Origin of the sequence: Brevundimonas sp. MF30-B (assembly GCF_004683885.1) — a bacterium.
Lineage (GTDB): Bacteria > Pseudomonadota > Alphaproteobacteria > Caulobacterales > Caulobacteraceae > Brevundimonas.
Genome location: NZ_CP038440.1, coordinates 1,817,462 through 1,835,919, shown reverse-complemented (window position 1 = coordinate 1,835,919; position 18,458 = coordinate 1,817,462). Strand labels below are relative to the sequence as shown.

At 67.4% G+C, this 18,458-nt stretch carries 18 protein-coding genes; 10 read left to right on the top strand and 8 right to left on the bottom strand.

Annotated elements, in window-relative coordinates; all coding sequences use genetic code 11:
- Positions 1 to 25: 25 nt before the first annotated feature.
- The 8 genes from bamA to E4M01_RS09275 are packed head-to-tail and all read left to right on the top strand — an operon-like array spanning position 26 to position 7,722.
- Complete coding sequence (gene bamA / locus E4M01_RS09310) at positions 26 to 2,434, top strand: outer membrane protein assembly factor BamA (RefSeq protein WP_371682921.1); 2,409 nt, start codon at positions 26 to 28, stop codon at positions 2,432 to 2,434.
- Positions 2,435 to 2,469: 35 nt separating this feature from the next.
- Complete coding sequence (locus E4M01_RS09305; protein WP_135063158.1) at positions 2,470 to 3,069, top strand: OmpH family outer membrane protein; 600 nt, start codon at positions 2,470 to 2,472, stop codon at positions 3,067 to 3,069.
- A 2-nt stretch (positions 3,070 to 3,071) separates the two neighbouring features.
- Positions 3,072 to 4,091: a UDP-3-O-(3-hydroxymyristoyl)glucosamine N-acyltransferase gene (lpxD, locus tag E4M01_RS09300; RefSeq protein WP_135063162.1), complete on the top strand. Its 1,020-nt coding sequence runs from the start codon at positions 3,072 to 3,074 to the stop codon at positions 4,089 to 4,091.
- Positions 4,088 to 4,552: a 3-hydroxyacyl-ACP dehydratase FabZ gene (gene fabZ / locus E4M01_RS09295; RefSeq protein ID WP_135063164.1), complete on the top strand. Its 465-nt coding sequence runs from the start codon at positions 4,088 to 4,090 to the stop codon at positions 4,550 to 4,552. The genes lpxD and fabZ overlap by 4 nt, the downstream gene beginning before the upstream one ends.
- The gene (gene lpxA, locus E4M01_RS09290; RefSeq protein WP_135063166.1) at positions 4,552 to 5,340 is read left to right on the top strand and encodes an acyl-ACP--UDP-N-acetylglucosamine O-acyltransferase; all 789 of its coding nucleotides are present in this window, start codon (positions 4,552 to 4,554) and stop codon (positions 5,338 to 5,340) included. The genes fabZ and lpxA overlap by 1 nt, the downstream gene beginning before the upstream one ends.
- Entirely contained in the window at positions 5,337 to 6,173 is an 837-nt protein-coding gene (locus tag E4M01_RS09285) for an LpxI family protein (RefSeq protein ID WP_135063168.1), read from the top strand. Before lpxA ends, E4M01_RS09285 begins: the two co-directional genes overlap by 4 nt.
- Entirely contained in the window at positions 6,170 to 7,339 is a 1,170-nt protein-coding gene (lpxB, locus tag E4M01_RS09280) for a lipid-A-disaccharide synthase (RefSeq protein ID WP_135063170.1), read from the top strand. The genes E4M01_RS09285 and lpxB overlap by 4 nt, the downstream gene beginning before the upstream one ends.
- On the top strand, positions 7,336 to 7,722 hold the full coding sequence (locus tag E4M01_RS09275; RefSeq protein ID WP_135063172.1) for a hypothetical protein: 387 nt from the start codon (positions 7,336 to 7,338) through the stop codon (positions 7,720 to 7,722). Before lpxB ends, E4M01_RS09275 begins: the two co-directional genes overlap by 4 nt.
- Positions 7,723 to 7,787: 65 nt before the next feature.
- On the opposite strand, the gene gltA is transcribed toward E4M01_RS09275, so the two are convergent.
- Together gltA and gltX are read right to left on the bottom strand one after the other, a co-directional pair.
- Positions 7,788 to 9,089, bottom strand: coding sequence for a citrate synthase (gltA, locus tag E4M01_RS09270; protein WP_135063602.1), 1,302 nt, complete (start codon positions 9,087 to 9,089; stop codon positions 7,788 to 7,790).
- A 68-nt stretch (positions 9,090 to 9,157) separates the two neighbouring features.
- Complete coding sequence (gene gltX, locus E4M01_RS09265) at positions 9,158 to 10,576, bottom strand: glutamate--tRNA ligase (RefSeq protein WP_135063174.1); 1,419 nt, start codon at positions 10,574 to 10,576, stop codon at positions 9,158 to 9,160.
- On the opposite strand from gltX, the gene E4M01_RS09260 reads away from it, so the two are divergent.
- Positions 10,575 to 12,734, top strand: a complete 2,160-nt coding sequence (locus E4M01_RS09260; RefSeq protein WP_135063176.1) for a ComEC/Rec2 family competence protein — start codon at positions 10,575 to 10,577, stop codon at positions 12,732 to 12,734. The two genes, gltX and E4M01_RS09260, sit on opposite strands and share 2 nt — an antisense overlap.
- Here E4M01_RS09260 and lexA read toward each other — a convergent pair.
- The 4 genes from lexA to E4M01_RS09240 form a co-directional block, all read right to left on the bottom strand.
- On the bottom strand, positions 12,728 to 13,408 hold the full coding sequence (gene lexA / locus E4M01_RS09255) for a transcriptional repressor LexA (RefSeq protein ID WP_135063178.1): 681 nt from the start codon (positions 13,406 to 13,408) through the stop codon (positions 12,728 to 12,730). The two genes, E4M01_RS09260 and lexA, sit on opposite strands and share 7 nt — an antisense overlap.
- Before the next feature lie 64 nt (positions 13,409 to 13,472).
- Positions 13,473 to 14,270 carry an indole-3-glycerol phosphate synthase TrpC gene (gene trpC, locus E4M01_RS09250; protein ID WP_135063180.1) on the bottom strand — a complete coding sequence of 266 codons (798 nt, stop codon included), beginning with the start codon at positions 14,268 to 14,270 and terminating at the stop codon, positions 13,473 to 13,475.
- Entirely contained in the window at positions 14,267 to 15,301 is a 1,035-nt protein-coding gene (gene trpD / locus E4M01_RS09245) for an anthranilate phosphoribosyltransferase (protein WP_135063182.1), read from the bottom strand. Before trpD ends, trpC begins: the two co-directional genes overlap by 4 nt.
- 1 nt (position 15,302) lies before the next feature.
- Positions 15,303 to 15,893: an aminodeoxychorismate/anthranilate synthase component II gene (locus E4M01_RS09240; protein ID WP_135063185.1), complete on the bottom strand. Its 591-nt coding sequence runs from the start codon at positions 15,891 to 15,893 to the stop codon at positions 15,303 to 15,305.
- An 89-nt stretch (positions 15,894 to 15,982) separates the two neighbouring features.
- On the opposite strand from E4M01_RS09240, the gene E4M01_RS09235 reads away from it, so the two are divergent.
- Positions 15,983 to 16,141 carry a peptidoglycan-binding protein gene (locus tag E4M01_RS09235; RefSeq protein WP_135063187.1) on the top strand — a complete coding sequence of 53 codons (159 nt, stop codon included), beginning with the start codon at positions 15,983 to 15,985 and terminating at the stop codon, positions 16,139 to 16,141.
- Between the two features lie 112 nt (positions 16,142 to 16,253).
- Here E4M01_RS09235 and mazG read toward each other — a convergent pair whose 3' ends face one another.
- Together mazG and E4M01_RS09225 are read right to left on the bottom strand one after the other, a co-directional pair.
- A complete protein-coding gene (gene mazG, locus E4M01_RS09230; RefSeq protein WP_135063189.1) occupies positions 16,254 to 17,039 on the bottom strand; it encodes a nucleoside triphosphate pyrophosphohydrolase in 786 nt (261 codons plus the stop codon).
- On the bottom strand, positions 17,036 to 18,391 hold the full coding sequence (locus E4M01_RS09225) for an MFS transporter (RefSeq protein WP_135063191.1): 1,356 nt from the start codon (positions 18,389 to 18,391) through the stop codon (positions 17,036 to 17,038). The genes mazG and E4M01_RS09225 overlap by 4 nt, the downstream gene beginning before the upstream one ends.
- Positions 18,392 to 18,458 lie beyond the last annotated feature (67 nt).

The window sequence follows — 18,458 nt, the reverse complement described above, 5'->3', positions numbered from 1 at the left end:
CCAGCCCCCGATGGTTTTCCGAATGATGAACTTCCGACAGTGCGCCTCCTTCCGTCCGGGCGCGACCACAAGTGTTCTGGCTCTCATGCTGGCCGCCGGACTGGCCACTCCCGTATGGGGTCAGGCTGCGCCGCCCCAAGCGCAACCGCCCGCCCCGGCCATTCAGCCCGAGCAGATCGAGCCGGAAGACCGTGTGGTCGTGAACCGCATTCTGATTCAGGGGGCAGAGCGGATCGATCAGACGACGATCCTTTCCTATCTGCCCATCCAACCCGGCGACACGGTCGACCCGGTCGTGCTTGACGTGGCGCTTCGGACCCTGTCGCGCACCAACCTCTTCGCCAATGTCCAGCTGGGCGTTCAGCCGAACGGCGATCTGATCGTGCAGGTGGTCGAGAACCCGATCATCAATCAGGTCGTGTTCGAGGGGAACAGCGCGATCCGGGAAGACAAGCTGCGCGAGGAAGTCACGATTTCGCCGCGCGGCATCTACACCCGCGCCCGCGTCCAGGAGGACGTCGGCAAGATCATCGAACTGTATCGCCTGTCAGGCCGCATCGGCGCCCGCGTCTCGCCCAAGCTCGTCCAGCTTGAACAGAACCGGGTCGACGTGATTTTTGAGATCGACGAGGGCCCCAAGACCGGCGTCAGCGACATCATCTTCCAGGGCAACAGCGCATTTTCCGACAGCGATTTGCGCGAGGTGATGATCACCAAGCAATCGCGCTTTTGGCGACTATTCGGGCAGAACGACAATTACGACCCGAACCGGCTCGATTACGACCGGGACCAGTTGCGCAGCTTCTACACCAATCGGGGCTACTATGACTTCCGCGTGGTGTCCTCCGTCGCCGAACTGTCGCCCGATGATCAGAACTTCACCATCACGATGACGGTGGACGAAGGAGATCGTTACAACTTCGGCACGGTGAACGTCGTCACCGAAAGCGATCGGTTGAACGCCAACTTCCTCCAGATGCTGCTTCCGATCCGCGAAGGCGACCTCTACGAGAGCAGCCGCATCGAGCAGGCGGTCGATGCCCTGACCTTCGCCGCCGGATCCGCTGGCTACGCCTTCGTCGAGATCAACCCGACCTACCGGGCGAACCCCGAAACCAACACTGTCGACATCACCTTCAACGTGTCCGAAGGCCAGCGCGTTTACGTCGACCGGATCAATGTGGTGGGCAATACCCGTACGATCGATCCCGTCATCCGTCGGGAACTCATGCTGACCGAAGGCGACGCCTTCAACCGAGCGCTGATGGAACGGTCTCGCAATAACCTGCGCGCCCTCGGATTTTTCAGCGACGTCACTGTAGAAGAGACGCGCGGCTCCGCTCCTGATCGCTCTACCTTGAATGTCACCGTCACGGAACAGCCGACGGGAGAACTGTCGGTGGGGGCGGGCTTTAGTTCGGTCGATGCGTTTGTCGTAAACTTGGGCATTTCCGAACGGAATTTCCGTGGTCGCGGACAGAACGTTGTCGCGCGCGCCGAGTGGGGCTCTCTTCGTCAGCAAATAGATGTTCGTTTCACTGAGCCCAAGTTTCTTGGCCGTGACTTGAGAGCGGGCTTCGACCTGTTCCACTCCCGGTACAATTTCCAGACCGAGTCGTCGTTCAATTACAGATCGACCGGCGCTGGATTGCGTCTTATGTACCCCATCAACGGGTATACGTGGTTTGCTACTCGTTATTTCCTCCGGACCGACGAAGTGATCGTTCCGAGAACCTACTGCAGCGCAGGCGGCTTTGGCTCTAGAGCGCTCTGCGAGCAGGTGGGCAGCGCAGTAAACTCGTCGGCAGGCTTCACCCTCAGCGTCAACCGCGCAAATGATCCGATCCGGCCGACTAGAGGCTGGACCGGCTCCCTGAGGCAGGACTTCGCTGGCATTGGCGGGGACGTGAACTTCGTCAAGACCGAGATCGACGGCGCATGGCACTGGGGTTTCACGCCCAGGTGGATTGTAACCCTACAGGGCTCGACCGGTTACGTTTCGGGCTGGGGCGGCGATCCCGTGAGGATCAATGATCGCTTCTTCAAGGGCGGCAATAGCTTCCGCGGCTTCGAGAATGCGGGCATGGGTCCGCGGGATCTGAGAACCAACGACTCCTTGGGCGGCAACTTCTACGCCATCGGGACGGCAGAGCTGACCTTACCCAACGGCTTGCCCGAGGAGTACGGCATCCGCACCTCGCTGTTCGCCGACGTCGGCACCCTCGGGTCGTTGGATAATCGCTACACATTGACGTCAGAGGGGCTGCGTGATCCTCAAATCGCCGACAATTTGGCCTTGCGCGCCTCTGCGGGCGTCAGCATCCATTGGCGTTCGCCGATGGGCCCGATCCGGTTCGACTTCTCCAAGCTGCTCGCCAGGGAAGATTACGACCGCACCGAAGGCTTCCGCTTCTCGACGTCCACACAGTTTTAAGCGCGGCTCAGCCGCATCAGAGGTAGACCAAGACCATGAAGTCCATCGCCATCGGCGTCGCCGCCTTCACCGCAATCGCCAGCAGCAGCGCCTATGCGCAACAGGCCCAGCAGCCCGCAGGCCTGACCAACCCCGGCCCCGTGATCGCGGGCGTCTGCGTCTTCTACAACGACCGCATGCTGGCTCAATCTACGGTGGGACAGGCGGTCAACAACCGCATGCAGCAACTGGCGCAGGAAGTTCAGGCCGAGCTCGCGCCCTACGCCACGACCATTCAGAACGAGGCTCAGCAGCTGCAAGCCGCCGGCGCGAGCCTGCCGGCTGACCAAGCCAATCAGCGTCGTCAACAGCTGCAGCAACGCGTCAATGAAGCTCAACAACTGGAGCAGACGCGCGAGAACGAGCTGCGCTACACCCTGGCCGAGCAGCGCCGCCTGATCTCGAACGCGGTCGAGCCGATCCTCATCCAGGTTTACCAAGAGCGCGGCTGCGGCATCCTGCTGGACCGCGAAAGCGTCTTCGTGCTGAACCCGGCCATGGAAGTCACCGACCTGGTGATTCAGCGCCTGAACACCGCCCTGCCGACCCTGAGCTTCAACCGTCTGCAAGTCCCGGCCCAAGCTCAGCAGCAGTAAGCGTGCCTGATCCCCGCTTCTTCGAAACCCGGCCGGCGCTGAGCGTCGGTCAGATCGCCGAGCATATCGGCGAAACGGCGACGAGGGGCCGGGATCGGACCATTCGTCAGGTCGCGCCCTTGTCCGAAGCGGATGAGGGCGCGATCGCGTTTCTGTCGGACCGCAAACATGTCTCGGCTCTGGCCGGGACGAGCGCGGGTTGCGTCATCCTGCATCCGGACATGGCGGACCAAGCGCCTTCGGGCGCGGCGGTCATAGTCTCTCGAGAACCCCAGGCCGCCTGGGCTAGAGCGTCGGCGCTTCTGCATGCCCCGATAGAGCTGGAAGCGGGGGTCGACCCTGCGGAAGCGGCGGAGGACGACAGCGTTCTGATCGCGCCGGGCGTGGTGCTGGGCGCGGGCGTTCGCATCGGGCGCGGCACGCGGGTCGGCGCCAACACCGTGATCGGGCCCGGCGTCCAGATCGGCCGGAATTGCTGGATCGGCGCCAATGTCTCCATCGGTTTCGCCTTGATCGGGGATCGGGTGAAGTTGCTCTCAGGCGCCCGCATTGGCGAACAGGGCTTTGGCGCGGCGGTGTCGCGCAGCGGGCCGATCGATATTCCGCAGCTGGGCCGGGTCATCCTGCAGGACGGGGTGACGGTCGGCGCCAACAGCTGCATCGACCGCGGGGCCTATGACGACACGGTCATCGGCGAAAACACCAAGATCGATAATCTGGTGATGATCGGCCACAACTGCGTCATCGGCCGCAACAATCTGCTCGCCGGCCATACGGGAATAGCGGGTTCAGTGACGACGGGCGACAACGTCATGTTCGGCGGCCGGGCGGGCGTGGGTGACCACATCACCATCGGCGAAGGCGCCCGCGTCGCGGCCGGCGGCGGTGTTCTGGCCGACATTCCGCCGGGCGAGACTTGGTCGGGCTATCCCGCCAAACCCATCCGTCAGTCCTTGCGCGAGGCCGTCTGGCTGGCCAAACAGGTCGGTCAGAAGAAGACGCCCAGGGAATCAGCCGGATGAGCGAAGAGGCCAAGATCGACTACGCCGAGGTGATGCGGCGGCTGCCGCACCGCTATCCCTTCCTGCTGGTCGACAAGGCCGAGAACTTCGTTGCGGCGACCTCGATCACCGGCATCAAGAACGTCAGCCACAACGAGCCCTTCTTTCCCGGCCACTTCCCGATCGATCCGGTCATGCCCGGCGTGCTGATCGTCGAAGCCATGGCCCAGACCGGCGCGTTGCTGATGTCCAAGTCGATGGACGTGGCCGTGGCCGACAAGGTCATCATGTTCATGTCGATCGACGGTGTGCGGTTCCGCAAGCCGGCGAGGCCGGGCGATCAGCTGCGCATGGAGGTCAAGGTGATCCGCGCGCGCGGCGACGCCTACAAATTCCGGGGCGAGACCTTTATCGACGGCAAGCTGGCGGCCGAGGCCGAGTTCATGGCCATGGTCGTCACCGTGGATCAGCCGGCGAGCTGATGGCCGTTCATCCCACAGCCCAGGTGGACGCCTCGGCCGAACTGGCGGCAGGCGTCGAGATCGGCCCGTGGTGCGTGGTCGGACCCGGCGTGGTCCTGTCGGAGGGCGTGCGCCTGGCCAGCCATGTGGTGATCCAGCAGGACACGACCGTCGGGGCCGGGACCACCATCCATCCCTTCGCCGTCATCGGCGGCGACCCACAGCACAATGGCTACAAGGGCGAGCCCGTTCGGCTGGAGATCGGATCGAACAACCTGATCCGGGAGCACTGCACCTTCAACCGGGGCACGCCGCAGGGGACGGGCGTCACCGTGGTGGGCTCCAACAACCTGTTCATGACGGGCGCGCACGTCGGCCACGACTGCGTGGTGGGCGACAATGTCGTCATGGCCAACAACGCCACGCTGGGCGGCCACGCCTCGATCGGAGACCGGGTGTTCCTGGGCGGCCTGTGCGCGGTCCACCAGAACGGGCGGGTCGGGCAGGGCGCCATTATCGGCGGACTGGCGGCGGTGACGCGCGATGTGATTCCCTACGGCTCCGCCTGGGGCAATCACGCCAGGCTGCGCGGGTTGAACCTGATCGGGCTGAAGCGCAAGGGTTACGACAAGGCCCAGATCCGGCGACTGCTGGCCGCCTATCGCGAGCTGTTCGAAGGCGAGGGCGAGTTCGCTGGGCGTCTGGCGGCGACGCAGAGCCAGTACGGCGATCTGGCCGAAATCACCGAGATCCTCGACTTCATCCGGGCGGGCGGCAAACGGCCGCTATGCCTGCCGAACGCGGAATGAGCGCGCCCAAACTGGGGCTGATCGCCGGCGGCGGCGGCCTGCCCTTGGCGGTGGCCCAGCGCTGCGAGGCCGAGGGGCGGGCCTTCTACATCGTGCGGCTGGACGGGTTTGCCGATCCGCACCTGGCGCGCTGGCCCGGCGACGATTTCGGCATGGCCCAGATCGGCGCGATCCTGAAGGCGCTGAAGGTCCAGGGCTGCGGCGCGGTGTGCCTGGCCGGCATCGTCAGTCGACCCGACTTCAAAACGCTGAAGCCGGATTTCAAGGGCGCGACCCTGTTGCCCGGCATCGTCAAGGCGGCGACCCAGGGCGACGACGCCCTGTTGCGCAAGATCCTGTCGGTCTTCGAAGCCGAGGGGTTCAGGGTCGAAGGCGCCGACGACTTATTAGGGGGCGACCTCCTTCCGGCTGGTGCGCTTAGCGTCGTCACGCCCGCGCCCTCCCAGATCGAAGACTTGAAGAAAGCGATCCACGTCGCTGAAAAGTCAGGCGAACTGGATATCGGACAGGGGGCCGTCGTATGCGACGGCTTGGTGCTGGCCGTCGAAGCGCAGGAGGGCACTGACGCCATGCTGGGCCGTGTCGCCGGCCTGCCTGCCGACCTGCGCGGGTCCGAGACCGACCGCAAGGGCGCCTTGGCCAAGGCCCCCAAGCCGATCCAGGACCTGCGCGTCGACATGCCGGTGATCGGTCCTCGCACGATCGAGTTGGCGGCTGCCGCCGGGCTGGCCGGCGTGGCCGGCGTGGCTGGGCGACTGATCCTGATCGACCGCGCGGGCGTGATCGAGGCAGCCGACCGATTGGGCCTGTTCGTCTGGGGCGAAGGCCGGTGACGCCGCCGCTGAAGATCATGCTGGTGGCCGCCGAAGCGTCGGGCGACGCCTTGGGCGCAGGCCTGGCGCGGGAGCTGAAGGCCCGCCTGGGCGACGGCGTGACCTTTGTGGGCGTCGGCGGACCGAAGATGGCGGCCGAGGGCATTGTCAGCCCTTTCGACGTCGCCGAACTGTCCATCCTGGGCTGGATCGAGGGCCTGCGCGCCTATGGCCTGGTCAAGAAGCGCGTCGCGGAGACGGCGGCCTTGGCGGCGCGCGAGCGGCCCGACGCCGTGGTGCTGATCGACAGCTGGGGGTTCACCATCCGCGTGGCAAAGGCTGTTCGCGCCGCGGACCCTGACACGCCGTTGATCAAATACGTCGGGCCCCAGGTCTGGGCCTCGCGGCCGGGGCGGGCCAAGACGCTGGCCGGCGCTGTCGATCACCTGCTGGCGCTCTACGCCTTCGACGCGCCGTGGTTCGAGAAGGCGGGACTAGCGACCACGGTCGTCGGCTCGTCGGCGCTTCATGTGGACATGAGCGGCGCGGACGGCGACGCCTTCCGAGCCCGGCGCGGGATTGGCCGGGCTGCGCCTTTGCTTCTGGTCCTGCCCGGAAGCCGACCTAGTGAAATCAATCGGATGACGCCCGTTTATGAGGCGACGGTTCAGAGGCTGAAGGCGCAGCTTCCCGGCCTGGAGGTCGCCGTGGTCGCGGCCGGGACCGTGGCGGAGGATGTGCGCGGCCGCGTGGCGGCCTGGCCCTTCCGCGTGCACCTGGTCGCGGAGGCGGAGAAGTACGACGCCATGCGCGCCGCCACCGTTGCCCTGGCCACGAGCGGCACGGTCTCGACAGAACTGGCGCTCGCCGGGGCACCCATGGTCATCGCCTACAGGATCGACGGCCTCAGCTACGCGCTGATGAAGCGGCTGGTTACGGCCAAGCACGTGACCCTGTTCAACATAGCCGCCGACCGCCGGATCGCGCCCGAGTTCATCCAGCACGAGGCGACGCCCGACGCGCTGGCTCAGGCTGTCGGCCGCCTGCTGACCGATCCTGACGCCGCCGCGGCCCAGTCGCGAGAACAGACCGAGGCCTTGGCCCTGATGGGCGGCGAAGGCGCCGACCCATCCGGTCTGGCGGCCGAGGCGGTGCTGAAGGTCATCTCTGAACGGAAGACGTCATGACGGACGATGTGGACGACCTGGAGATGGACGGCGGCGGCTATGACGTCGACGACTGGTCGCGGCTCAAACCGTTCACCGATCGGGTGGCGACGCTGGATGACGTCCAGGCCGGCCTGGCCGTCTTCGCCCTGGGCGACACCGACGACGCGCGGATCATCGACATGCATCTGCCGCAGCCCCTGATCTGGTGGGAGGATGACGGCGAGCAGGCGGCCGTCGCCGTTCAGGCCGAAAGCCATCTGGGCCCGGACGGCGAGAGCATGGAGGTGCTCGGCCTGATCCTGCCGGACGGCGGCTCGGCCGTGGCTCTGATCGACGACGTGGATCTGGTGGACGCTGCCGACCCCGCCTGGCGCGACCTGGTCACCCGCGCGATCGACTGAGTTCAGACAAGAAAAAAACGCCGGGGCTTTCACCCCGGCGTTTTGCTTTCGGACGTGTCGGCGTCTTAGCCGCGCTGGTCGATCGGCACGTAGTCGCGCTCGGTCGGGCCGGTGTAAAGCTGGCGCGGGCGACCGATCTTCTGCGACGGGTCGGCCATCATTTCCTGCCATTGCGCGATCCACCCGACGGTGCGGGCCAGGGCGAACAGGACGGTGAACATCGAGGTCGGGAAGCCCATCGCCGACAGGGTGATGCCCGAATAGAAGTCCACGTTCGGGAACAGCTTGCGCGAGGTGAAATACTCGTCCTGCAGCGCGACCTTCTCCAGCTCCTTGGCAACTTGGAACAGCGGATCATTCTCGCGGCCGGTGGCGGCCAGCACTTCGTAGGCCGACTGCTGCATGACCTTCGCGCGCGGGTCGTAGTTCTTGTACACGCGGTGGCCGAAGCCCATCAGCTTGTACTTGCGATCCTTCACGCCCTGGATGAACTCCGGGATCTTGTCCGGGGTGCCGATCTCCTTGAGCATCGTCAGCGCCTCTTCGTTGGCGCCGCCGTGCGACGGGCCCCACAGGCAGGCGATGCCCGCGGCGATGCAGGCGAACGGATTGGCGCCCGACGAACCGGCCAGACGCACCGTGGAGGTGGAGGCGTTCTGCTCGTGGTCGGCGTGCAGGGTGAAGATGCGGTCCATGGCGCGCACCAGCGCCGGATCGACCACATAGTCCTCGGCTGGCACGGCGAAGCACATGCGCAGGAAGTTCTCGGCGTACGACAGGTCGTTGCGCGGCGAAACGAAGGGCTGGCCGATGTGGTATTTGTAGGCGCGCGCCGCGATCGTCGGCATCTTGGCGATCAGGCGGATGGCGGAGATGTTGCGCTGGACCGGATCATGGATGTCCAGGCTGTCGTGATAGAAGGCCGACAGGGCGCCGACGGTGCCGACCATGATCGCCATCGGGTGGGCGTCGCGACGGAAGCCCTCGAAGAAGCGGTCGAACTGCGAATGCAGCATCGTGTGCATGGTGACGCTGTTTTCGAAGGCCTCGAACTGCTCGGCCGTCGGCAGTTCGCCGTGCAGCAGCAGATGGCAGACTTCGATGAAGTTCGACTTCTCGGCCAGCTGGTCGATCGGATAGCCGCGGTGCAGCAGGACGCCGGCGTCGCCGTCGATGTAAGTCAGGGCCGATTCACACGAGGCGGTCGAGGTGAAGCCGGGATCAAAGGTGAAGGCGCCCGTGCCGGCGTACAGCTTGCGGATGTCGATGACGTCAGGGCCCGTCGAGCCCCCCAGCACCGGCAGATCGACGCTCTTGTCGCCATAGGAGAGGGTCGCCGATCCGGCGGGTTTGGCTTGTTCGGTCATCATGGCCCCTTGTCGATTATCGAGGGGCGCGGACCGGGGATGGCCCAGCGCCTTTCAATTGGTGAACGTCATTTAGTCTGTTGCAGCGCATCATCCAAGCGCCCCAGACTTTCGTCGCGGCCAAGTGATGACAGAATGCGAGCGATGTCGGGTGAGGCGCTGCCGCCGGTCAGCACGGCGCGCAGGGGCGGGCCGATCTTGCCGAAGCCCACGCCCTCCTCCTCGGCGAAGGCCTTCAGTTCGGCCTCCAGCGCGAAGACGTCCCACGACTGGAACAGGCCCAGACGCGCGCGCAGGCGCTGCAGGCGCGCCACGGTCTCCTCGACCAGCATGGCGCGGCCCTTGTCGCCGAGGTCCAGCGGCCGGGCTTTCAAGGCGAACTCGGACTGATCGGCCAACTCGAGCAGGGTCTTGGCCCGGTCCTTGATGAAGGGCAGGGCGCGGGTGAGGCGGTCCTCATCGTCTTCCTGCAGCGCACGGCCGCGGGCCAGGTGCACGTCCAGCGCCAGCTTGGCCAGGCGGTCGTCGTCGGCCAAGCGGATCCAGTGGGCGTTGACGTGGGCCAGTTTGTCGAAGTCCAGCCGCGCGGGTGCCTTGCCCACGCCGCCCAGGTCGAACCAGGCGATGGCCTGTTCGTCGCTGAACAGCTCGTCGTCGCCGTGCGCCCAGCCCAGCCGAGCCAGATAGTTGCGCATCGCCTCGGGCAGATAGCCCATCTCGGCGTATTCATGCACGGCCTGCGCCCCATGTCGCTTGGACAGTTTGGCGCCGTCGGGTCCATGAATCAGCGGGATGTGCGCGAACACCGGCCGGGACCAGCCCAGGGCGTCGTAGATCAGGCTCTGTCGCGCCGCGTTGTTCAGATGGTCGTCGCCGCGAATGACGTGGGTCACGCCCATGTCGTGGTCGTCAACCACAACGGCGAGATTATAGGTCGGGGCGCCGTCAGACCGCACGATCACCAGATCGTCGAGTGCGGAAGAGTCCCAGCGGACTGAGCCTTGCACTGCGTCGTCGACCGTCACCGCGCCTTCGGGCCGACGGAAGCGGATGGTGTGCGGCTTCATCAGATCGTCGACGGTCGGCTCGCGGTCGCGCCAGGGCGAAACGAAGGGCCGGCCTTCGGCCTTGGCCTGGTCGCGAAGCGCGCCGGTCTCTTCGGCTGTCAGGAAGTCGCGATAGGCGTGGCCCGTCGCCAGAAGCTGGTCGGCGACTTCGCGGTGCCGCTCGGCCCGAGCGAACTGGAACGTCGGCTCCTCATCGGCGAACAGGCCGAGCCAGGACAGCCCCTGGAAGATGGCTTCGACGGCGGCGTCGGTCGAGCGCTCGCGGTCGGTGTCTTCGACGCGCACGAGGAATTTGCCGCCGTTGGCGCGGGCGTACAGCCAATTGAACAACGCTGTTCTCGCACCGCCGATATGCAGATAGCCTGTGGGCGAGGGGGCGAAGCGTGTGACGACAGTCGAGGCGGGGGAAGATGAGGTCATGGCAGGGGCGTCCGTTCGGGGCGCCCTTATAGCGCCGGACGCTGCAAAGCCCAGCACCGGCGCCCGCATCCGCGCCTGGTTGGGCGATCAAGTCCAGGCCCAGACCGATCAATGGCGGCTCTGGACGCCGGTCGCCTTTGGCGGCGGCTGCGCCCTGTATCTGTATCTGAAGGCCGAACCGCCGTTGTGGCCCCTGCTGGCCGCAGCCGTCACGACAGCCGGGCTATGGCTGCTGGCGCGCGGCAGGGGGATGGGGCGGGCCTGGACCCTGCCATTGCTGCTCCTGGCTTGTTTTGCCGGCGGCATGACGGCGGCGAAGCTGCGGGCCGAGGCCGTCGCCACGCCGATCGCGCCTTCGCTGGCCGAGCCGGTCACGCTCCACGCCTGGGTGCTGGACGTCGACAGTCCGGGGCAGCGGGGTCACCGCATTCTGATCGCGCCGGTGCGCATCCAGGGCCTGGCGCCCGAACAGACGCCGGTGCGCCTTCGCGCCACCGTGCGCGGCGAACCGCCTCGACCGGGAGAGGCGGTGCGGCTCTACGGCATTCTCAACCCGACGCCCCCGCCGGTCAGCCCCGGCGCCTATGACTTCGGCCGCAACGCCTATTTCCAGGGCATGGGCGGCGTGGTGTTCGCTCTGGGCGATACCCGCCCGACGACGCTTAGCGAACCGCCCTGGCGGCTGCGGATGCAGATGCGGGTCAACGCCGTCCGCTTCGCCCTGGCCGAGCGTATCGTGGCGCGTCTGGGCCCGCGCACAGGCGGGGTCGCCGCCGCCATGACCACGGGGCACGAGACCTGGATTCAGGCAGACGATCTGGACGCCATGCGGGATTCCGGCCTGGCGCATATCCTGTCGATCTCGGGCCTGCACATGGCGATCGTAGGGGGCTTTGTTTTCTTCGGCGTGCGCCTGCTTGTGGCCACCTGGCCCTGGCTGGCGCTGCGCGTGTCGGGAAAGAAGGTCGCCGCCGTCGCCGGGCTGATCGCGGTCGGGACCTATCTGGTGATTTCCGGCGCGCCCCCGCCGGCGGAGCGGGCGGCCACCACGGCGTCGATCGCTTTTCTGGCCGTGCTGCTGAACCGCCAGGCGGTCAGCCTTCACGCGCTGGCTGTGGCCGCCTTCGTGGTTCTGCTGCTGCAGCCCGAGGCGGTGGCGACGCCGGGCTTTCAGATGTCGTTCGCCGCGACGGCCGCCCTGGTGGCCCTCGCCGCCGCCTGGCCAAAGCGTACGCGTGAGATATCCGCGCCATGGCCCATCGTCTGGACTCAGCGGCTGGCCAGTTGGCTGCTGATCGCGGGCATGGCCAGCCTGGTGGCGGGCGCAGCGACCGGGCCCTTCGCCATGCAGCATTTCAACCGCACGGCCATGTATGGCCTGGCCGCCAACCTGGCGACCGCGCCCATCGCGGACTTCATCATGATGCCGGCTCTGGCCCTGGGCGCGGCGTTGGAGCCGCTCGGCTTGGGCGCGCCCTTCCTGTGGGTGGCGGGCAAGGGCGTGGACGCCATGCTGGCGATTGGCCATTGGGCTTCGAGCCTTCCCGGCGCGATCCGCACGATCGCCAGCGCACCGGCGCTTGCGCTGCCCGTGGCCTTCGTGGGCATATTGATCCTGTGCATCCATCGGGGGCCGCTGCGCTGGCTGGGCCTGCCGCTGGCCCTGGCGGTGCTGCTGTGGCCGCGCGGGCCCGGGCCGGATCTCTGGATCGGCAACGCCGGAGCCAACGCCGCCTATCGCCAGGCCAATGCGGCGATCGTCATGAGGCCGACGGGACCGTTCGCCACCGATGTCTGGAGCCGGCGCCGAGGGCTTGAGGCGGTCCCCCGCAACCAGGAAGACTGGACCTGCGGCCGGACCCACTGCATTCCAAAGCCCGAAACCGACGCGCCCATCGCCCTATGGTGGGGCAGGCGCGCGCCCAGTTCCGAGCAGATGCAGTCCCTCTGCGCTTCGGCCGAGATTGTCAGCGTGCGCGCGATCGTGTCGGAGCTGCCTGCGGCCTGTGCTCACCGCCTAGTGCTGGACGGCCGTGACTATGCACGCGGCGGCACGGTCGAGCTATGGCGCGACGGCGCGGGCTGGCGCGCCCTGTGGGGATCCGAGCTCAGGGGGGACCGGCCGTGGAGCCGGCTGGGCGACCCCGACTTTCAGTGATAGCGGCGGATGAGGCCGACCAGCTTGCCCTGCACCTCGACCTGATCCGACCCGTAGATCTTGGTCTCGTATGTCCGGTTAGCGGGCTCCAGCGCGATCGAGCCGCCCTTCTTGCGCAGCCGCTTCAGCGTGGCTTCCTCGCCCTCGACCAGGGCCACCACGATCTCGCCCGAAGAAGCGTTGTCCACCCGCTTGATGACGACCAGATCACCGTTGAGGATGCCGGCCTCGATCATGGAGTCCCCCTCGATCTCCAGCATAAAATGCTCGCCGGCGCCCAGCATGGACTCCGGCACCGGCAGGCGCTCCTGCTCGTGCTGGATGGCGGCGATGGGGGTGCCGGCGGCGATCTTGCCCAGCAGCGGCAGTTCGCGGGTGTCGTTGGCGGGCTCGACTCGGCCGCCTTCGATCACGCCGGGCTTGAAGCCCGCCCGGCCGCGCGGCGCGCCCGCTGTGGCCTGTTCCGGCAGCTTGGTGACCTCCAGCGCCCGCGCCCGATGCGCCAGACGACGAATGAAGCCGCGTTCCTCAAGCGCCGTGATCAGCCGGTGGATGCCCGACTTGGACGCCAGATCCAGCGCCTCCTTCATCTCGTCGAAGGAGGGCGAGACGCCGGTTTCCTGGATCCGTTCATGGATGAACATCAGGAGTTCGTGCTGCTTGCGCGTCAACATGGGCGAATCGTCCAGAACAAGGCGTGAACCGTTGCCGATGTTCTGTAAGTGTTCTAGCCTAATGTCAACTTAACGCGAGAAGCGCTTTCGTCGCCGCCTCGACGTCGGCCTGCCGCATCAGGCTTTCGCCGACCAGGATGGCCTGGGCGTCGGCGGCGGAGACGCGAGCTACATCTTCAGCGGTGAAGATGCCGCTCTCGGCGACCAGCAGGGCGCGGGGCGGGCTCAACATAGCCAGCACCTCGGTCACGCCCAGATCGACGTCGAATGTCCTCAGAGAACGATTGTTGATGCCCACCAGATCGCCGCCCAGGCGACAGGCGCGCGCCATCTCGGCTTCGTCGTGGGTTTCGATCAGGGCGTCCATGCCGAACCGCGCCGCCTCGGCCAGCAGATCGGCCGCCAGGGCGTCGTCGATCATGGCCAGTATGATCAGGATGCAGTCTGCGCCCAAGGCGCGGCTTTCGGCCACCTGCCAGGGATCGACCAGGAAATCCTTGCGCAGGCAGGGCAGGGCGGTCGCCGCCCGCGCCTGCATCAGATAGGCGTCGTCGCCCTGAAAGCTGGGGCCGTCGGTCAGGACCGACAGACAGGTGGCGCCGCCGCGCTCATACGCCTGCGCAAGAGCCGGCGGGTCGAAGTCGGCGCGGATGACGCCCTTGGACGGGCTGGCCTTCTTGATCTCGGCGATCAGGGCCGGGCGGCCGGTCTCCTCGTGCGCCCACTCCAGAGCGGCGCGGAAGCCGCGGGGGGCCGAGGCCTGGGCGGCCGCCTGTTCGACGGCGTCCAGAGACCGCTCGGCCTTGCGGGCTGAGACCTCTTCCCGCTTGTAGGCGGCGATGCGGGCCAGCACGTCGGTCATTCGCCGTCGCCTTCGAGGGGAGTGTTGGTGGCCTGGACCAGCCGCTCCAGCGCCTGACGCGCCCGGCCGTCGTCGATGACGGCGGCGGCAGTCGCCGCGCCCTCGGCCAGGTCTGCGGCGCGGTCGGCCACCACCAGCGCGGCGGCGGCGTTCAGCAGAACCACGTCGCGATAGGCGCCCGGCGCACCGTCCAGAAGGGCTGCGAGCGCGGCGGCGTTGTGCTCGGCGTCGCCGCCGCGCAGCGCCTCGATCTCGGCGCGAGCCAGGCCTGCATCCTCGGGCGTGACCTGAAAGCGGCGCACCGCCCCGTCGCGCCACTCCGCCACCTCGGTCGGTCCGGTCAGGGTCAGCTCGTCCAGCCCCTGCCCATGCACGGTCCAGGCGCGCACGGCGCCCAGACGACCCAGCACCTCGGCCAGCGGCTCCAGCAGGCGAGGGTCATAGACGCCCATCACCTGACGCCGGGCGCCGGCCGGATTGGACAGCGGGCCCAAGAGGTTGAACACGGTGCGGAACCCGATCTCGGCCCGCACCGGCCCGACGTGGCGCATGGCGCCGTGGTAGTGGGGGGCGAACAGGAAGGCGATGCCGGCCTCGTCCAGCGCGCGGCGCTGCTGGGCCTGATCTGCGGCCAGATTGACACCGAGCGCCGAGAGCACGTCCGACGACCCGGACTTGGAGCTGAGCGCCCGGTTGCCGTGCTTGGCGACCTTCACGCCGGCGCCCGCCAGCACCAGGGCCGCGGCGGTCGAGATGTTGAAGGTATGGGCCCCATCCCCGCCCGTGCCACAGGTGTCGATGGCGTCGTAGGGATGGTCCAGCGTCAGCGCGGCCTGACGCATGGCGAGGGCGAAGGCGGCGATCTCGTCCACTGTCTCTCCGCGCATCCGCATGGCGGTGACGGCCGAGGCGACCTGGGCCGGCGTGGGTTCGCCGCGCAGGCAGGCGGCGAAGAAGTCGCGCGCCTGCTCGCCCGTCAGGGCGTGGCCCTCGACCAGGCGCGACAGCAGGGGCTTGAACCCGTCGGCCAAGTCAGGCCGCCTTCAGCCGACGCACGCCGGCGATGTCCAGGAAGTTGGCGATCAGGTCGTGACCGTTCTCGGTGGCGATCGACTCCGGATGGAACTGCACGCCGTGGATCGGCCGCGTCCGGTGCGACAGGCCCATGATCTCGCCGTCCGCCGTCCAGGCCGTCATCTCCAGCGCGTCCGGCAGGGTGTCGCGCCGCACCGCCAGCGAATGATAGCGCGTCGCCGTAAAGGGTGAGGGCAGGCCGGCGAACACGCCGCGCCCTTCGTGCTCGATGGGCGAGGTCTTGCCGTGCATCAGGGTCTTGGCCCGCACCACCTCGCCGCCGAACGCCTGGCCGATCGACTGATGCCCCAGGCAGACGCCCAGGATCGGCATGGATTCGGGCGCGCTTTCGATCAGGCCAAGGCAGATGCCCGCCTGATCCGGCGCGCAGGGGCCGGGCGACAGCAGCACGCCCTGCGGCTTCAGCGCCCAGGCCTCGTCGACGCTCAGATCGTCATTGCGCACGACATGCGTCTGCGCGCCCAACTCCGCGAGGTAGTGGACGAGATTGTAGGTGAAGCTGTCGTAGTTATCGACGACCAGGATCATGAGCGGCTTCTATGCCGACACGGGCGCCGCGCCAAGCAGAAGGACTCGGTTAACGCCCCCATGATCGGATCGAGGCGGAAGGATTCGCCATGACCGACGCCGCCCGCATCGAAAAGGCCCGCCGACTGCTGAGCGAGCCGGCATCCAGGCCGAGCGCATGGGGCCTGCTGGCCGCCGCCGGCTTGATGGCGCTGTCAGCTGTGCTGATGGCCGGAACGATCGTTCTGGGGCCGGGCTTCGGCGTTTAGGTGCGGCCGTTGCAGGCGGCGTCCGCTGTCGACCCGTTGCAGACATGCCGCTGCTCGCGCAGCATCAAGACATGCGAACAACGCTCCTACCAGGCTTGGCTGTTGTGACTTCTCAGCGGCGCTCCGCTGCCTTCGCCGCATCCCATAGCCCGTCCATCTCTGCCAGATCCGACTGATCCGGTGTCCGCCCGCTCTTTGCCAGTTCGGCCTCGATGAAGGCGAAGCGGCGGGCGAACTTGGCGTTGGCGGCGCGCAGGGCGTCTTCGGGTTCGACGCCCAGCTTGCGGCCCAGGTTGGCCATGACGAACAGCAGGTCGCCCAGCTCCTCGGCGGCCTTGGCGGTGTCGCCGGCGGCGATCTCGACCTTCAGCTCGGCGACCTCCTCATCCAGCTTGTCGATCACCTCGTGGACGCTGGGCCAGTCGAAGCCGACGCGGGCGGCGCGCTTGGTCAGCTTGGCGGCGCGTGCCAGGGCCGGCAGGCCGACGGGCACGTCATCGAGCACGCCGTGCTGGGCGCGCGCCTGCCGCTCGGCGGCCTTGATGTCCTCCCACCGGGCCTTCTGGGCCGCGCCGTCGGCCTTGGCGGCTTCTTCACCGAAGACATGAGGGTGGCGGCGCTCCAGCTTGTCGGCGATGGCTCCGGCCACGTCGTCGAAGGCGAACAGGCCCTGTTCCTGGGCCATGCGGGCATGGAAGACGACCTGGAACAGCAGGTCGCCCAGCTCGCTTTTGAGGTCGTCGTGATCGCCGCGTTCGATGGCGTCGGCGACCTCATAGGCCTCCTCGATCGTATAGGGGGCGATGGTGGTGAAGGTCTGCTCGACGTCCCAGGGGCAACCGCCGTCGGGATCGCGCAGCCGGGCCATGATGGCGTTCAGACGGTCGATAGGGGTCATGCGGCCTCTCCGTCGCGGGCGGCCAGGGCGGCGCGGACCTGGGCGTGGTGCTCGGGCGTCAGGGGATAGAGGCGCAGCACCACCGCCGAGATCAGCAGCAGCACAACCGGCACGGCGATGAACAGCCACTGCAGGCCCAGGATGACGCTAGGGTCGTTGACGGCGCCGGGAGCGGGGTCGAAGCCGATCCACTCCAGCACTGCAAAGGCCCCGACGGAGACAGCGTAGCCCAACTTGGACGTGGCGGTCAGGATCGAGAACAGCAGACCGGTGCGGTCGGCCCCCGCGTCCAGCCGGATGGCGTCCGACGCATCGGCCATCATGGCGCGCAGCAAGAGGTCAGCCGCGCCGAACGCCAGGCCCGTGCCGAAGATCGCGGCCATGGCGGCGGGCAGGTTGCCGGCGGGGACCAGCAGGGTGGCGGCGGCGAAGCTGACCGCGAAATACACGCTGGCGACGGCCAGGGCCTTATGCTTGCCGATGCGGGTGGCCAGCATGGCCCACAGCGGCGCGCCCACCAGGCCGGCGACGAAATAGACCAGCAGCAGCAGCGAGGTCTGCTCGCGCTCGAACCCACGCGCCTGTTCGAAGAAGTAGAAGAAGAGCACGCCGATCAGGCCGCGCGCCGCGCCCAGCAGCAGGTCGGACAGCAGCAGTCGGCGCAGCACCGGCTTGGCCATCAGCGACAGGGTCGCCTTCAGTCCGCCGTGCGGCGGCGGCGTGACGTTGCGCGGCTCGGGCGTGAACAGGAAGGTGACGAGCAATGCCACGGGCAGCAGCACGACGATGAAGCCGCCCTGCATCCTGACCGCATCGACATAGGTGTGGCCCAGGGCCTGTGCGCCCACGGGGATCAGCAGCACCGCCAGCACGCCCAGGATGTTGGCGACCTGCCAGAAGGCGTAGATTCGCGATCGTTGATCGTAGTCCGGCGACAGGACGGCGGCCCAACTGGTCTGGCTGAGCAGGCTGATCGAATAGCCGATGTACATGACCACCAGCCAGACGGCGAGGTGGGTGGGGCCTGCGCCCTGGCCGACGAAGAACAGCATGGCGACCGACCCCATCAGGATCGGCATGCCGATGGCCATCCACACGCGATAACGGCCCCATTTGGTCGAGGTACGATCGATGATGAGACCAAACAGAGGGTCGGTGACGATGTCTCCCAGGCGCACGATCAGAAAGATCAGGCTGACCGCCGCCAGGGGCACGCCGACGTGGCTGGCGTAGAACTCGGGCAGGGTGACGTAGACCGGCAGGCCGAGCGCCGCATAGGGCAGGCAGCTGGCCGCAAAGGCGGCCAGGGTGCGGTTCGAGCGGCGTGGCGAGGAAGGCGTGACAGCGGTCATGGACGCGGTCCGGCGGCGGCGCCGAGTCGGCCGCCGGGCTCACCATGCCGTGTTCGCGCCAGACGCG